The sequence below is a fragment of the Halorubrum sp. CBA1125 genome (assembly GCF_009742825.1).
GTDB lineage: Archaea > Halobacteriota > Halobacteria > Halobacteriales > Haloferacaceae > Halorubrum.
This window is the reverse complement of record NZ_WPCE01000064.1, coordinates 1-14,432: the sequence shown is the minus strand read 5'-3', so window position 1 is coordinate 14,432 and position 14,432 is coordinate 1. Positions and strand designations below refer to the sequence as shown.

Sequence of the window (14,432 nt, the reverse complement as noted above, 5' to 3'; positions counted from 1 at the left end):
GCGTCGGTCGCGTCGGTCCCGCCGACGGCACAGCGCTCGAAGCCGAGACCGTCGAAGACGCCGTCGGCGGTGACCACGGCGCCGGCGAGACGACTGGTGCGGTCGCCGTCGGAGAAAGCGATACCGAGCGTCCGACTCGGCGGGTCCACCCGACTACGTCTCCTCCGATTTGATCTCCTGGAGGCGGTCGAGCAGTTCGTCGTTGGACGCGCCCGGCTCGTAGTGGACCGACCCCTCGTGTGACTCTTCTGCCGCTCGGACTCCGTCTTCGTCGTCGAAATCCGCGTCCAGGTCCTGGTTCTCCTGTTCGGATTCGTCGTAACTCCCGAAGCCCATCTGTGTGAGATACTAACGGACCCCCACAAATAAATCCCCGGCCGATGGTCGGATCGCTCCGTCGGAGACCCCGCACGCTTTTCTCGCGCGCTGGTGTACGTCTCTCCGATGAACGCCGTCACGCTCGGTCCCGCCGGCACGTACTCACACCGTGCGGCGCGGGCCGTCGCCGCCGAGGTGTCGTTCCGCGAGTCGGTCACCGCTATCGTCGACGCCGTCTCGTCGGGGGAGTTCGAACGCGGCGTCGTCCCCATCGAGAACAGCATCGAGGGCTCGGTCTCCGAGAGCCTCGACGCCCTCGCCGACTACGAGGTCGCGGTCACCCGCGAGATCGTCACGCCGATCCGCCACGCGCTGCTTGCACAGGACGATGAGTTCGAGATCGTCGCCAGCCACTCGCAGGCGCTCGCGCAGTGCCGCAACTGGCTGGAGGAATACTACCCGGACGCGGGGCTAGAGGCCGTGGCGTCCACCGCTCGCGGGGTCGAACGCGCCCGCGAGGACGCCCGCGTCGCGGGGATCGGTCACCCGGACAACGCCGGCGACGACCTGGAGATACTGGCCGAGGACATCCAGGACCAGACCTCGAACGCGACCCGGTTCCTCGTCGTCGCGCCCGCGTCGGCACGCTCGGACGCCGGCGGGAAGACCACGCTCATCGTCTACCCGAACGCCAACTACCCCGGCCTCCTCCTCGAACTCTTGGAGGCCTTCGCCGACCGCAACCTCAACCTCTCGCGCATCGAGTCGCGCCCGAGCGGCGAGCGGCTCGGCGACTACCTCTTCCACTTCGACGTCGACGCCGGGCTCTACGAGGACCACATGGCGGCGGCCGTCGAGGACGTCGAGGAGATCGCCGACGGCGGGTGGGTCCGCGTGCTCGGCTCGTACGACACCGAGCACGTGCTGGAGTAGTACGCGGTCATAGTCCTCACACCCGTTCTTCGCTCCGTCGATTGGCTCAATACAGAGCGTCTATTCAGCAAGGGGGTACCCACAGACGAGATCGTTTCTGTCAGCCGCGGATAGTAATTGCTAACACAGCACAACCTACAGATCCATATATGGCGATTCCCGAATGGAGCGGTCAGCGGTCAAGAATAAGGCAACCACGGCCGATTGACTCGCACACCCGGTGGCAAAGAAATGCCGCCGGCAGCTGAAGCCGACACGATGACCTTCCCCGACCTCGCAGTCAATGCCATCTACACAGTCCTCTGTTTAGTGCCGGGATTCATCAGTCTGCAAACGGTGACCTACACCGCCAATGTCGATGCAGATCTGACTGAGTTTGAGAAATCAACGTGGTGTTTCATCGCGAGCGGTGTCTCACTATCGGTGTTATACTTCCTGTACGTCGTCTGGATGGGCCTCACGACGGGACGCTTCGAAATCATCCGCTCGATTGATATTGGGTGGGTAGCCATCGTTGCAGTCTATCCGGTACTCCTTTTCGTGGCGGTCATAGTGGGATACGTCAGTGGGCAGGTATACCTCCGAACGCTGGGCACATCAACGACTCCCCAGCAAGAGACGACCCGGTAGTGGCGGGGGACTGCGACGCGGATTAACCGCGTATTTGAACGGGTCTCATAGTACTTGTATCGGTGTAAGAGTGCTGAATACGCAGGGTTCTTCTAACGTATTCGCCGGTAATGTGTGAACAGATGCCTTTGTGAAGCGTTCTATGACAACCTCACCGCTCGGCTAGTCGATTTTTCGGACGCAGAACCACCCGCAAAGCTCCAGTCGATCGGTCGTGCATCGTCGCTGGCGCGGAGAACACCGGCAAAGCCCTCACCCCGACCGCCCCGCACCTCACGTCTCCTCAGCCTCGTCGCCGGCGACGCCACCGCACAGCAAATTCGACCGTCTCTTCGACCGTACGGGATCCGCGTGGCGAGTCACTCGAACCGATACGTCGCCCCGTCCGGGCCGTCTTCGATCTCGACGCCGACCTCCCGGAGCGCGTCGCGGAGTTCGTCGGCGCGCTCGTAGTTCCCGGCCTCACGCTCCGCCTCGCGGACGTCGAGAACCAGCTCGACCAGCTCGCCGGCCAGCTCGACGTCGCCGTCGCTCTCGGCGTCGAACTGGAGTCCGAGCACGTCGCCGCCGAGCGCCTCGACGCCTCGACCGCCTCCCGGAGCCCGCGGTAGTCGTAGGCGTCTCGGGAACCGTCGGCGGCCGCCTGCGCCCCGTCGACCGCGTCGACGTGACGGTTCACGGCGTCGGTGAGCTCGAGGAGCGCCGCGGTCGCCTCCCGGAGGTTGAGGTCGTCGTTCATCGCCGCCTCGAAGTCCGAACGGGCCGTCTCGACCGCCTCGCGGAGGTCCTCGTCGGCCGCCTTCGCGCGGGCGTCGACCGAGTCGAGCGCGTCGACCGCGCGCTCGTAGGTCCGCGAGAATCGCTCCCAGCGCTCCTCGGCCTCCGCGATCGTCTCCTCGGTGAGCGCCTGCTCGGAGCGGTAGGCCGCGCCCGCGTAGAACGTCCGGATCACGTTGACGCCGAGTTCCTCCAGCGCGTCCGGCACCGTCCAGAAGTTGCCGATAGAAGAGGACATCTTCTCGCCTTCCATCTCCAGGAGGCCGACGTGGAGCCAGTGGCGGGCGAACCGGTCGCCGGTCGCGGCCTCCGACTGGGCGATCTCGTTCTCGTGGTGCGGGAAGACGAGGTCGCGCCCCCCCATGTGGATATCGAGGGTGTCGCCGAGGTGCGTCGTCGACATCGCGGAGCACTCGACGTGCCACCCCGGTCGCCCCTCGCTCCAGGGCGACTCCCACGTCTCGCCGGACGGCGTCTCGTCGCCGTGGTCGTGTTTCGCGTGCTCGCGGGCGGCCGCCTCGCTCACGCCGCCGGCCTTCCACAGCGCGAAGTCTGCGGGGTTGCGCTTCTCGCTCCGCTCGTCCGGTTCGCCCTGCGCCTCCAGTTCGTCGACCGACTGGTTCGAGAGCTTCCCGTACCCCTCGAAGCTCGTGACGTCGAAGTAGACGGAGCCGTTCGACTCGTAGGCGTACCCCTTCTCGACTAGCGTCTCGACGAGGTCGACGATCTCCGGGACGTGCTCCGTGACGCGGGGGTACACCTCCGCGCGCTTCAGGTTCAGCCCGCGCATCGCGTCGAACGTCGTGGCGGTGAACGCCTCGGCCACGTCGCGCTCCGCGGTCCACTCGTCGTGCTCGCCCACGCGGGCCGTGATCTTCTCGTTGACGTTGGTGACGTTCTCCACGTGCCGGACGTCGTACCCGAGGGACGCCAGCCAGCGGTGGAGCACGTCGGCGTGGAACCACAGCCGGGCGTGCCCGAGGTGGGGGTCGTCCGACACCGTCAGCCCGCAGACGTACAGCGTGACGTCGCCGTCGGCCGTGAACTCGACGCGCTCGTCTGCCAGGGTGTCGGTAACGACGAGGCTCATTACCGCCCCGTTGCCCGGGCGGTCGCTTCAAATCGTCGGATCGTCGGCGTGCGGTCGGCCCAACTGCCCGAACCCGGTCGCCGTCCCGAACTCGCCCCGGGCGCTTATGTCGACGGGGGTGAAGCGTCGGTATGGAACCGCTCGTCGCCGCTATCCTCTTCGGCGTCCCGCTCGCGTGGCTCGCCGGTTTCGCGGCGTACGCGTACGTCGACGCCCCCAAACGCGGCATGAGCCGCCGGAAGTGGGCCGCGATCGCCTTCTTCGTCCCGCTGTTCGGCTTCTTCGCCTACCTCTTCGAGCGCGACGAACGGGACTACGATCCCGCCGCCGACCCCTACGCCGGCGGCGGTGAGCGCCGCGAGGCCGGCTTCGCGGTCCACGAGTCCCGCCGCGGCGAGGCGCCGCTCGGCCCTGCCGGCACCGCGGCCCGCGACGGAGGACGCGGCGACGGGTGCGAGGGAGATGGGAGCGAGGGCGACGGGAACGGCGGTGACGTGAGCGACGGCGACGAGTGGAACGACCCGGACGCGTCGACCGCTGATCGGGCCGGAGTCGAACCCTCAGATCAGGTCGAGCAGCGCCGCGCGCCGGCGGTCGAGGTCGAACGCGGCCTCGCTCGCGTCGAGCCGTCCGAGGAAGGCGAAGACGTCGGCACCCTTCCGCTCTGCGTGCTCGATCAGCGCCTCGACCGAGTCGCGGTTGCGCGCGAGCGACTCCAGGTGCCCGCAGACGAGCGCGAGCGCGACGCCGGCCTCGCCGCTCGGAAACGCGCGGTCTATCGCCGCGAAGTCGGCGGACTCGGCCGGTGCTACGTCGATCGCGTCGGTCCCCTCGATCTCGTCGACCGCCATCGTCCGCAGACAACGAGTACAGATCGCCGCCTCCGACGCCGGCGCGTGCTCGCGAAGCGCGGACGGGACGACGAAGGCGACGACGGCGGCGTCGCAGTGAGGACAGGTCACGGGCGGTGACAGGAACGGAACGGAGAAAAAACGACGGGTAGACCGGTCGCCGACGCGGAAACGGAGCGCGGATCGGCAGGGGGTCGGATGGCAGAGGGTCGGATCGCGGACGGAGATCAGTCCGCGGCCTCGGGCTCTTCGACCGCGTCGGTCTCGGCTGCCGCCGCCTCGGCGGCCGCTTCCTCTTTCTCCTCTTCTTCTTTCTTCGCTTTGATCTTCTTCAGCCGGAATATCTCCTCGCGCTCCTGCTCTTCGAGCTTCTGCTCGATGTACTCCTGGTTCTCGTACAGCCGGGGGAGCAGCGTGAACTCGAGGGCGTTGACGCGGCGCTTCGTGGTCTCGATCTCCGAGAGCATCTTCTTCATGGCCGTCTCGACCTCGGCGGCGAGGATGATAGACTCCAGCAGTTCCTCGTACGCGTCGGCGGCCTCGTCGATGCGTGCGGAGGAACCCAGCAGCCCGTACCCCCGCTCGTCGAGCGACTTCTTCACCTTCGAGGACTCGATCTGCGGGACCACGACACCCATGATGTTCTTCGACTGGGTCGTGATCTCCGGGTGCTCTTTGAGCGCCGCGGCCGCGCCGCGGACCGCGACGTCGCCCTCCATCGCCCGGGCCATGTCGATCTTGCGCTGGGCCGTCTCGTAGTTCTCGGTCACCTCGGACCGGACGTCCTGCGCTTGGTCGAGGATGTCCATGAACTCCATGATGAGGCCGTCACGCTTCTGTTCGAGCGTGTCGTGACCGCGCTCGGAGAGCTCGATGCGGTCCTCGATCGCCATCAGGTTCTTGCGCGTCGGCTTGACGTCCTTGGCCATCTTGTGGGAACGTAGAGAACCGAGCCTGTTAACCTTTTACTGTTCGGCGAGATGCCGGCGAGCCGCTCCAGCGGCCGCTCCCTGGCGATCCGGTCTCGGGGGCCGGCGGGCGCAAAAAGAACGTGGGCGGTCAGTCGGCCGCTTCGACGACCTTCCGCTCGGAGTCTTCCTCGCGGTAGTACTTCTCGATGAACTCCTCGTCGACGCGGTTGAGCTCCTCTTTCGGCAGCATCGAGAGCAGGTCCCAGCCGATAGAGAGCGTCTCCTCGAGGTCGCGGTTGGTGTCGAAGCCCTGGTCGATGAACTCCGTCTCGAAGGCGTCCGCGAAGTCGAGGAACTTGTTGTCGCGCTCGGAGAGCGCCTCGCGGCCGACGATGTTCACGAGGTCGCGCAGGTCCTCGCCCTCCGCGTACGCCGCGTACATCTGGTCGGAGACGTCCCCGTGGTCCTCGCGGGTGAGCCCCTCGCCGATCCCGTCGTCCATCAGCCGCGAGAGGCTCGGGAGGACGTTCACGGGGGGCTGCAGCCCCTGACTGTTGAGGTCCGGGTCGACGTAGATCTGCCCCTCCGTGATGTACCCGGTCAGGTCCGGGATCGGGTGGGTGTCGTCGTCGCCGGGCATCGTGAGGATCGGGATCTGGGTCACGGAGCCCTCGCGCCCCTGGATCCGACCGGCGCGCTCGTACAGCTGCGCCAGGTCGGTGTACATGTACCCGGGATAGCCCCGGCGACCCGGGACCTCCTCGCGGGCCGCCCCAATCTCGCGGAGCGCCTCGCAGTAGTTGGTCATGTCCGTCAGGATGACGAGGACGTGGTAGTCCTTCTCGAAGGCGAGGTACTCGGCCGTCGTCAGGACCATCCGCGGCGTGACCGTCCGCTCGACGGCGGGGTCGTCCGCGAGGTTCATGAAGACGACGGAGCGCTCTAAGGCGCCGGTGCGCTCGAAGTCCTCCATGAACTCGTTGGCCTCCTCCTGGGTGATCCCCATCGCGCCGAAGATGACGGCGAACTCGGAGCCGTCCTCCTCGTCCTCCTCCTCTTCGGGCACGCTGGCCTGGCGGGCGATCTGCATCGCCAGCTCGCTGTGCGGCTGCCCGGAGCTGGAGAAGATCGGGAGCTTCTGGCCCCGGACCAGGGTGTTCATCCCGTCGATGGCGGAGACGCCCGTCTCGATGAACTCCTCGGGGTACTCCCGGGAGTAGGGGTTGATCGCCGCGCCGACGATGTCCTGCCGCTCTTCGGGGACGATCTCCGGGCCGCCGTCGATCGGCCGGCCGGAGCCGTCGAGGACCCGCCCGAGCAGGTCCTCGGTGACGGGCATCTTCATCGTCTCGCCCAGGAAGCGGACGGACGCGTTCTGGTCGATACCGGAGGTGCCCTCGAACACCTGGATGGCGACGACGCCCTCCGAGGATTCGAGCACCTGTCCGCGCAGCGTCTCCCCCTGTGCCGTCTCGATCTCGACGATCTCGTCGTAGCCGATCGCCTCGTCGACCTCGGCGTACACCAGCGGGCCGCTGATCTCGGTGATAGTTTGGTACTCTTTCATTGTCAGTAGAGGCTCCGGAGCTCCTCAGTGATCTCCGCTTTGAGGTCCGCGACGTACTCCTCGTAGTCGTCCTGGACCCCGATGCGGTTGATTTTCGGCGCCGACTCGGTGTCGGTGATCTCCTCGACCGGCACGCCGGCCTCGAGCGCGTCGAACGCCTCGTCGCTGAACGTCTCGATCGTCGTCAGCATGAGGTACGTCTTCTCCGGCGGACAGTAGGTGTCCACCGGGTGGAACGCGTTCTGCTGGAGGTACGCCTCGCGCAGGTAGCGGGCGACCTCCAGGGTGAGCTGCTGGTCGTCCGGCAGCGCGTCCTTCCCGACGAGCTGGACGATCTCCTGCAGCTCCGTCTCCTCGTCAAGGACGTCGACCGCCCACTGGCGCTTCTCGGGCCAGTCCTCGGCGACGTTCTCCTGGAACCAGGGGTCGAGCTGGTCTTTGTACAGCGAGTACGACTCGTTCCAGTTGATCGACGGGAAGTGCCGGCGCTCGGCCAGGTCCGCGTCGAGCGCCCAGAACGTCTTCACGATGCGCAGCGTGTTCTGGGTGACCGGCTCGGAGAAGTCGCCGCCGGGCGGCGACACCGCGCCGATCGCGGAGACAGACCCCTCCGTCCCGTTGACGTTCTCGAAGTAGCCGGCTCGCTCGTAGAACTGCGCCAGCCGGGCGGCGAGGTACGCGGGGTACCCCTCCTCGCCCGGCATCTCCTCGAGCCGCGAGGAGATCTCGCGCATCGCCTCCGCCCACCGCGAGGTGGAGTCGGCCATCAGCGCGACGTCGTACCCCATGTCCCGGTAGTACTCGGCGATCGTGATCCCCGTGTAGATACAGGACTCACGCGCCGCGACGGGCATGTTCGAGGTGTTCGCGATCAGCGAGGTGCGGGCCATCAGCGGGTTGCCGTTGGCCGGGTCCTCCAGCTCGGGGAAGTCCTCGATGACCTCCGTCATCTCGTTGCCGCGCTCGCCGCAGCCGACGTACACGATGATGTCGGCGTCGGCGTACTTCGCGAGCTGGTGTTGCGTGACCGTCTTCCCGGAGCCGAACGGCCCCGGAATCGCGGCCGTCCCGCCCTTCGCGATGGGGAACAGGCCGTCGAGGATGCGCTGGCCGGACACGAGCGGCGTCCGGGGCGTCTTCTTGTTCTCGGAGGGGCGCGCCTCGCGGACGGGCCACTCCTGGTGCATCGAGACGTCGGTCCCGTTGGCCAGCTCTGCGACCGTCTCGGTGACGTCGAACGTCCCCGACTCGATCGCGGTGACCTCGGTCGTCTCGTCCTCGTCTAAGGCGTCCGGCGGCACCATCACCTTGTGGTCGATGGTGACCGTCTCCTCGACGACGCCGACGACGTCGCCGCGGCCGACCTCGTCGCCCTCCTCGACCGTGGGCTCGAACTCCCACTCCTCCTCGAGGTCGATGCCGGGCGCGTCGACCCCGCGGTCGAGGTAGGGGCTTCCCATCTTGCCCTCCAGCACGTCCAGGGGACGCTGGACGCCGTCGTAGATGGCGTCCAACATTCCCGGACCAAGGTCGACCGACAGCGGCTCGCCCGTGTTCTCGACGGGCTCGCCGGGGGCGACCCCGGAGGTCTCCTCGTACACCTGAACGGTCGTGATGTCGCCTTCGATCTCGATCACTTCCCCCATGAGGCCTTCGTCGCCGACGTAGACGACGTCGTTCATGCGGGCGTCGAGGTCGCGGGCACTCACGACCGGACCGCTCACGCTCTGGATGACACCGGTTTCGGTTGTGGTGGTCTCCGTGGATTCTGCTTTGCTCATGTTAGTCGTCCTCCTCCATCAGGTCGATCCCGATGGCTCGTTTGATCTGGTCGCGGAGCCCGCCGCTGCCGGCGCCGGACCCGCCGAGCGTCACGAGTACGGGCTCGATGCTCCCCTCGACCGCCTCGCGGGTCCCCCGCGAGAGGTGGTCGAGGTCGTCGTCGTGCATCACGATGATGCCGGTCTCCTCGTCGTCGAGGGTCCGCTCGACGGCGGCGTCGAGCCGCTCGTCCTTCTCGTCGTCCGGGACGTTCTCGAACTTTCTGACGCCGGCGAGCCGGAAGCCGGTAGTGAACTCCGGGCTCCCGACGACCGCTATCTCCTGGCTCATGTTATCACCAGCTCCGATTCGATCTCGTCGGCCGACAGGCCCGCCTCCTTGCCGCGGGCGATCGCCCGGATGTTCTCGACCTCGCGCTCCTTCGCGAGGATGTACGAGATCACCGGGGTCACGGAGACGGGGTGGACCGTCCCGAGCCGATCGCCGTATGCCAAGAGCGCCGCGTCGGTCGCGTGCTCGAACGCGATGAGGCTGTCTGCCTCCTCGAGCTCGCGCAGCGCGGGACCGAGCTCGTCGGCGTACTGGCTGTCCGCGATGTACTCGACGAGCTCGTCGAGGTTGCGGGCGAGCCGCGCGAGCGACTCTCGGGTGAAGAGGTCGCCGCCCTCGATGAAGTACGCCGCGGGGTCGATGTCCGCGCCCGATCGGGCGAGCCGGAGCGCGTTCGCCGCGTTCCGGAAGTCGACCTCGGCTTTGAGGAACGCCTCGTACTGCTGGGTCGGCTCGTCGTCCGGAAGCCCCGACAGGAGCCGCTCGTAGAACGCGCGGTCGACGGCGTTCTCCAGGGGTACCAAGACGTCCGTCTCCTCGTACTCCGCGTACGCCTCCCGGAGCGGGTCGCCGTAGATCGTGTCTTCGAGCACCTCGATGACCGCCTCGATCGAGTCCGCCTCGAGCAGGCGGCGGATCCGCCGGTCGGCGAACTCGCCGGCGCGGATCAGGTCGACCTCGACGTCGGACTGGTCCGCGTCCGTGTAGACGCCGCGGATGACCGTCTTGACGTTCCAGGCGTCGAACTTCCGGAGGTACCGGGCGACGAGGTCGTACAGCGTTCCCTCGCTCCAGTCCAAGATGGCGTCGAACTGCTCCGCGAGGTTCCGGTTCAGCGCGTACTCGATGAGGTCGACGCCGCCGTGGCGGCTCCCGAGCGCGTTGATCTCCGCGCCGTAGCTCGACTCCTCCATGAACCGGGCGATCTCCGAGGGACCCATCCGGACCAGCTTGCGGTACTCCTCGTCGCCGTAGAGGCTGCCGCGGCGGGCACGAACCCGCGCGACGACGTACTCTGGGTTCGAGCTCCCGACGGCGCTCATTGGTCGAACAGTCGCTCCGAGATGTTCTTCAACTCGTCGTCCCAGACCGTCTCCAGGACCGAGTCGAACGTGTTGTTCACGCGAACGCGAGAGGTGTCGCTCTCCGCGACAACGCCGCCGAGGCAGTCTATCTCCCCGTCGACCTCGGCGTTGCGGTCCGCGACGAGCTCTTCGAGGAGATCGACGTCCTCGGGGCGGGTGTAGACGGCGACGTCCTCGTCGTCGTCGAACTCCGCGAGCGTCGCGTCGAGCAGCGTCTCGGTCAGCTCGCGACGCCGGTCGTCGTCGAGCGACTCGATCGCCGCCTCGACCTCGTCGCGGACGTCCTCTAAGACGTCCCGACGGGCGCTGAGCCGGCGCTGCTTGGCCTCGAGCTTGGCCGACGAGAGCGCCTGCTCGCGTTCCTGGTCGATCTGTCGCTCGACCTCGGCGAGCCGCTCCTCGCGGATCCGCTCGGCGTCCGACTCGGCCTCGGCGACGATCTCGTCGGCCTCGGCCTCGGCCGCCTCGCGTATCTCCTCTGCACGCGCGCGGGCTTCGTCTCGAACGTCCTCAACGACAGTGTCCAAACTCATTGTGTGAAAGGGAGGGTGCCGCTCAGACGATGAAGACGACGACGAGCGCGAGAATGACGATCGTCTCCGGAAGGACGGTCAGGATGAGCCCGTTGACGAACAGGTCTTCGTCCTCGGCCATCGCGCCGACGGCGGCCGACCCGATACCGCGCTCCGCGTAGCCAGCACCCAGCGCCGCGAGCCCGACCGCGAGGGCTGCCGCGGCGCTCGGATCGGTCAGCGTTCCACCGGCCTGCAGTGCGACGTTCCCGACTTCGTTGGTAGCTTCAAGCATTGGTAGTAGTTGCGGTTGCTCGTCTCCGAACAGTTGCCATTTGCCTCCACAGTGGTCATAAAGCTTCCCAAAACGATCGAACGACGACCCAATACAGACGCAACACAGCGGCGGCTCTTCGGGGATATTCGATCCTCGAGATCGGTGCGACGGCCCGACCGCGGAGAGTCAGCGCGGCGGCGACGAACCGAGGAGCGACGCTACCGGTCCTCGGCCGTGTACTGCCGGTCGTACCCGAACGGCAGATACCGGTTGCCGCCGCCCTGGTAGAACTTCCCGAAGAACTCGACGTACTCGAGACGCACCGCCTGAATGCCGGCGGACGTGACGCCGAGCAGGAGGACGACCACGTGGCCGACCACCGCGACGAGGATACCGCCCACGAGCGCGACGACCCCGACGAGGCTCGGCTCGAACGCGGTCGTCAGCCCCGCGAAGACGAGCTCGTAGGAGTCCGGGTGGCTCTGGACGTACTCGAGGTAGCCGGGGGTGAAGATGAAGTGGAAGCTCCCGTCGCCGCCCTCGCCGATGTACGCCCCGAACGCGAGCAGGTTGACCGCGAGCGCCATCCCGCCCTTCGCGAGCAGCACCGCCATGATCCGGGCGTACGAGATGACGTTGACGATCGGCGAGAGCACCTCGGCGAGCTCGGCCGGCTCACCGACCGCGAGCAGGACGACGCCGAGCGCCACCGCGGCGAGACCGACGTAGCCGAGAACGACCGGGAACCCGCCGAACGACACCGCCCCGAACGTGAGCACGGAGACCGAGTCGAACAGGAACGCCGGCTTCGGTCCCGGGAGGTGCTGGCTGAAGATCCACAGCCACGCGCCGTTGAGCAGCAGCAGCCACGACGCGCTCTCGTACATCGCGTGGGTCAGGTCGTGCTGTTTGTAGTTGTTCACGAACGAGAGCACGTACCCCACGTTCAGGTGAACGAGGCCGAACAGCACGCTGACGACGAGGAACGACAGCGCCCAGTTGAGGTCGGCCGGGGAGAGTCCCTTCCCGGCGACCGGCCAGTGAATACCGAGCAGCTGGTAGGCGTGGTACCCGAACACGTCGATTCCGAAGTAGATCCCGAACAGGACGGTGAAGCCGCCGGCCCACATCGCGACCGCGCCCATCTCGCGGAAGGTTCCCTCGTAGTTGGTGTACAGGAAGTACCCGATGGCGGCGTACAGCACGCCGTAGCCGACGTCGCCGATCATGAACCCGAACATGAGCGGGAACGTGAGGAAGACCAGAAGCGTCGGGTCCAGCTCGGAGTACCGCGGCCGGCCGAACCCCTGCACGAGCAGCTCGAAGGGGCCCGCGGCGCTCCCGTTGTCCTGGACGACCGGCGGGTCGTCGCTCCCGTGGGTCGCGTGGCCGCCGTCGGTGGCCGTCTCGCGCTCCGCGTCGGCGTCGTCGTCCGCGGACGCGTCGACCGTTCCGCCGCTCGACCCGCCGTCGGCGACCGCCTCGGTGTGGTGGTCGCCGTCGGAGGTGAACGAGGCCCGTTCGAGCTCTTCGACCTCGGCGTGGTCACCGACGGCGTCGGTGATGGCCGCTTCGAACGCCTCGTAGGAGTCGGTCGGGACCCACCCCTCCGCGACGAAGGCGTTCTCCGTCGTCGCAAACGAGAGCGGCGCCTCCTTCTTTTGCGCCTCGATCGTGAGCTGCTCTTCGGCGCGCAAGAGGAAGTCGGCCGCCTCCTCTTTCACCGATTCGAGCTCCGACTCGACCGACTCGATCTCCGTGCGGAGCTCCTCCCGCTCGCGTTCGAGCTCCGCGACGTACTCGCTCGGACTGGCGTCGGCGTCGGGCACGTCGAGCATCGCGATATCGACGCCGACGAGCGCGTCCTGGAGGGCGCCGTCCTCGGCGTCGGCGGCCGGCCTCGCGAACACGGCCACCACGTCGCCGCCGGCGAACACCTCGAACGCGTCGATCGCGTCGCGTCCGCGAGCGTCGCCTCGACCGCGTCGGGCTTCGCCTCCCCCACGACGACCTCCAGCGAGTCGTAACCGCGCAGGAGGTCGAGCTCGATACCGAGGTCCGCGAACGGCTCCATCCGGTCTATGGCCTCCTGCCGGTCGCGGATCTCGGACCGGAGCTCGTCGTGCCGCTCGTCGAGCTCGTTGACGCGGTCGCGCACGTCGGCGAGCTCGGCCGCGATCTCGTCGTCGTCGATGCGCCGCGGGACGACGTCCGCGTCGTCGACGTCGAGGATGCTCTCGAGCGCCCGGACGGTGACGAGCCGCTCGTTCACCGCTTCGGCGCCCTCGAGCGACGAGCCGGGCTCGAATCCCTCGTAGCGCTCGTCGTAGTCCGTGACGTGCAGCGAGTGGTGGGCGTACGCCGCCTCGATGACGTCGTCGATGACGCGCTTCGAGCCCGTCACCGACACCTTGCTCATCCGCTCAGGCCTGAGCATCCACCGCCTCCTCGGCCTGTTGTGTCACCGCCTCCTCGAATCGCTCGACGGCGTAGTCGACGGCCGATTCCACGCGGTCGCGGGCCTCGCGCTCGAGCTCGTCGGCGTCGGCACGACCCGACTCGAGGATCTCCTCGCGGCGCTCCTCGATCTCCGCTCGGGCCGCTTCGAGCCGTTCCTCGGCCTCGGATTCCGCCTCCTCCTCGGCCTCCGCGCGGATCTCCTCCGCGCGCTCACGAGCCTCGGCGAGGCGCTCGTCCGCGTCCGATTCGGCTTCCGCGATGATCTCGTCCGCTTCCGTTTCAGCCTGCTTGATCCGGTCGAGCACCTCTGGTCTCGCCATGCTACTAATCGCCTGAAACTCTACAAGCGACGTATAAGGTGTTTGCGAAAGTACGCGGGGGAGTGGCGCGGTCGGGATCGAATACGGACAGAATCGAATACGGGCGACGACGGGGCTCCCGGGCCGTGCGAGGGCGCTGCCGCCTACATTTAAGTAGCCGTCGCCGGACCCTCACGGTATGGCAACGGTGTATGCGGTCGCGTCGGCGAAGGGTGGGGTCGGGAAGACCACCACGACCGCGGCAGTGGCGACGGTCCTGGCGGCGTCCGGCGCCGACGTCGTCGCGATCGATGCCGACATCGGCATGGCGAACCTCGCGGGCGCGGTCGGCGTCGAGCCCGGTGAGACGACGATCCACGACGTGCTGGCCGGACGCGCGGAGCCGGCCGACGCGGTCCACGAGACGCCGGTCGGGCTCCGCGTCGTCCCCGGCGCGGTCGACCTCGACGCGTACGCGGCGGCCGACCCCTCCGAGCTCGGCACGGTCGTCGACGCCTTCGACGACGCCGACTTCGTGTTCGTCGACGCCGGCGCCGGGCTCTCGCACGACTCGACGCTCCCGCTCGGGCTCGCGGACGCGACGCTGCTC

The 14,432-nt window shown here is 67.5% G+C and carries 14 protein-coding genes and 3 pseudogenes; 3 read left to right on the top strand and 14 right to left on the bottom strand.

The annotated features are described in order from the left end of the window. Positions 1–149 (bottom strand): annotated as a pseudogene (locus GJ633_RS07835) (DUF99 family protein); the annotation flags it as partial. A 4-nt stretch (positions 150–153) separates the two neighbouring features. Continuing rightward, positions 154–336 (bottom strand): DUF5786 family protein, encoded by a 183-nt coding sequence (locus GJ633_RS07830; protein ID WP_156588374.1) that lies wholly within the window; start codon positions 334–336, stop codon positions 154–156. A gap of 108 nt (positions 337–444) precedes the next feature. On the opposite strand from GJ633_RS07830, the gene pheA reads away from it, so the two are divergent. Both pheA and GJ633_RS07820 read left to right on the top strand, forming a co-directional pair. Then, on the top strand, positions 445–1,251 hold the full coding sequence (pheA, locus tag GJ633_RS07825) for a prephenate dehydratase (RefSeq protein WP_156588373.1): 807 nt from the start codon (positions 445–447) through the stop codon (positions 1,249–1,251). A 258-nt stretch (positions 1,252–1,509) separates the two neighbouring features. After that, positions 1,510–1,881, top strand: a complete 372-nt coding sequence (locus tag GJ633_RS07820) for a hypothetical protein (protein WP_156588372.1) — start codon at positions 1,510–1,512, stop codon at positions 1,879–1,881. A 359-nt stretch (positions 1,882–2,240) separates the two neighbouring features. Here GJ633_RS07820 and cysS read toward each other — a convergent pair. The 12 genes and pseudogenes from cysS to ahaH form a co-directional block, all read right to left on the bottom strand. Beyond that, positions 2,241–3,748, bottom strand: a pseudogene (gene cysS / locus GJ633_RS07815) (cysteine--tRNA ligase). A 104-nt stretch (positions 3,749–3,852) separates the two neighbouring features. Next, a complete protein-coding gene (locus GJ633_RS18495; RefSeq protein WP_394351140.1) occupies positions 3,853–4,128 on the bottom strand; it encodes a hypothetical protein in 276 nt (91 codons plus the stop codon). Positions 4,129–4,308: 180 nt separating this feature from the next. Continuing rightward, on the bottom strand, positions 4,309–4,710 hold the full coding sequence (locus tag GJ633_RS17745) for a DUF6276 family protein (protein WP_321168966.1): 402 nt from the start codon (positions 4,708–4,710) through the stop codon (positions 4,309–4,311). Positions 4,711–4,826: 116 nt separating this feature from the next. Next, positions 4,827–5,528, bottom strand: a complete 702-nt coding sequence (locus GJ633_RS07805; protein WP_156588371.1) for a V-type ATP synthase subunit D — start codon at positions 5,526–5,528, stop codon at positions 4,827–4,829. A 130-nt stretch (positions 5,529–5,658) separates the two neighbouring features. Beyond that, entirely contained in the window at positions 5,659–7,077 is a 1,419-nt protein-coding gene (locus GJ633_RS07800) for a V-type ATP synthase subunit B (RefSeq protein ID WP_156588370.1), read from the bottom strand. Positions 7,078–7,079: 2 nt separating this feature from the next. Beyond that, entirely contained in the window at positions 7,080–8,858 is a 1,779-nt protein-coding gene (locus GJ633_RS07795; protein WP_156588369.1) for an ATP synthase subunit A, read from the bottom strand. Position 8,859: 1 nt separating this feature from the next. Next, positions 8,860–9,189 carry a V-type ATP synthase subunit F gene (locus tag GJ633_RS07790; RefSeq protein WP_156588368.1) on the bottom strand — a complete coding sequence of 110 codons (330 nt, stop codon included), beginning with the start codon at positions 9,187–9,189 and terminating at the stop codon, positions 8,860–8,862. After that, positions 9,186–10,232 carry a V-type ATP synthase subunit C gene (locus tag GJ633_RS07785; protein WP_156588367.1) on the bottom strand — a complete coding sequence of 349 codons (1,047 nt, stop codon included), beginning with the start codon at positions 10,230–10,232 and terminating at the stop codon, positions 9,186–9,188. Before GJ633_RS07785 ends, GJ633_RS07790 begins: the two co-directional genes overlap by 4 nt. Continuing rightward, positions 10,229–10,807, bottom strand: coding sequence for a V-type ATP synthase subunit E (locus tag GJ633_RS07780; protein WP_156588366.1), 579 nt, complete (start codon positions 10,805–10,807; stop codon positions 10,229–10,231). The genes GJ633_RS07785 and GJ633_RS07780 overlap by 4 nt, the downstream gene beginning before the upstream one ends. Before the next feature lie 22 nt (positions 10,808–10,829). Beyond that, entirely contained in the window at positions 10,830–11,081 is a 252-nt protein-coding gene (locus tag GJ633_RS07775) for a hypothetical protein (protein ID WP_156588365.1), read from the bottom strand. Between the two features lie 200 nt (positions 11,082–11,281). Then, a pseudogene (locus GJ633_RS07770) lies at positions 11,282–13,482 on the bottom strand (V-type ATP synthase subunit I). A 4-nt stretch (positions 13,483–13,486) separates the two neighbouring features. Continuing rightward, a complete protein-coding gene (gene ahaH / locus GJ633_RS07765) occupies positions 13,487–13,843 on the bottom strand; it encodes an ATP synthase archaeal subunit H (protein WP_156588364.1) in 357 nt (118 codons plus the stop codon). Positions 13,844–14,021: 178 nt separating this feature from the next. On the opposite strand from ahaH, the gene GJ633_RS07760 reads away from it, so the two are divergent. After that, the coding region (locus GJ633_RS07760; RefSeq protein WP_156588363.1) for a MinD/ParA family protein at positions 14,022–14,432 on the top strand (411 nt) is incomplete at its 3' end.

What these genes read in the sequence shown, in the direction of transcription:
- GJ633_RS07830 (WP_156588374.1), bottom strand. Translation starts at nt 336, where the DNA reads ATGGGCTTCGGGAGTTACGACGAATCCGAACAGGAGAACCAGGACCTG.
- pheA (WP_156588373.1), top strand. Translation starts at nt 445, where the DNA reads ATGAACGCCGTCACGCTCGGTCCCGCCGGCACGTACTCACACCGTGCG.
- GJ633_RS07820 (WP_156588372.1), top strand. Translation starts at nt 1,510, where the DNA reads ATGACCTTCCCCGACCTCGCAGTCAATGCCATCTACACAGTCCTCTGT.
- GJ633_RS07805 (WP_156588371.1), bottom strand. Translation starts at nt 5,528, where the DNA reads ATGGCCAAGGACGTCAAGCCGACGCGCAAGAACCTGATGGCGATCGAG.
- GJ633_RS07800 (WP_156588370.1), bottom strand. Translation starts at nt 7,077, where the DNA reads ATGAAAGAGTACCAAACTATCACCGAGATCAGCGGCCCGCTGGTGTAC.
- GJ633_RS07795 (WP_156588369.1), bottom strand. Translation starts at nt 8,858, where the DNA reads ATGAGCAAAGCAGAATCCACGGAGACCACCACAACCGAAACCGGTGTC.
- GJ633_RS07790 (WP_156588368.1), bottom strand. Translation starts at nt 9,189, where the DNA reads ATGAGCCAGGAGATAGCGGTCGTCGGGAGCCCGGAGTTCACTACCGGC.
- GJ633_RS07785 (WP_156588367.1), bottom strand. Translation starts at nt 10,232, where the DNA reads ATGAGCGCCGTCGGGAGCTCGAACCCAGAGTACGTCGTCGCGCGGGTT.
- GJ633_RS07780 (WP_156588366.1), bottom strand. Translation starts at nt 10,807, where the DNA reads ATGAGTTTGGACACTGTCGTTGAGGACGTTCGAGACGAAGCCCGCGCG.
- GJ633_RS07775 (WP_156588365.1), bottom strand. Translation starts at nt 11,081, where the DNA reads ATGCTTGAAGCTACCAACGAAGTCGGGAACGTCGCACTGCAGGCCGGT.
- ahaH (WP_156588364.1), bottom strand. Translation starts at nt 13,843, where the DNA reads ATGGCGAGACCAGAGGTGCTCGACCGGATCAAGCAGGCTGAAACGGAA.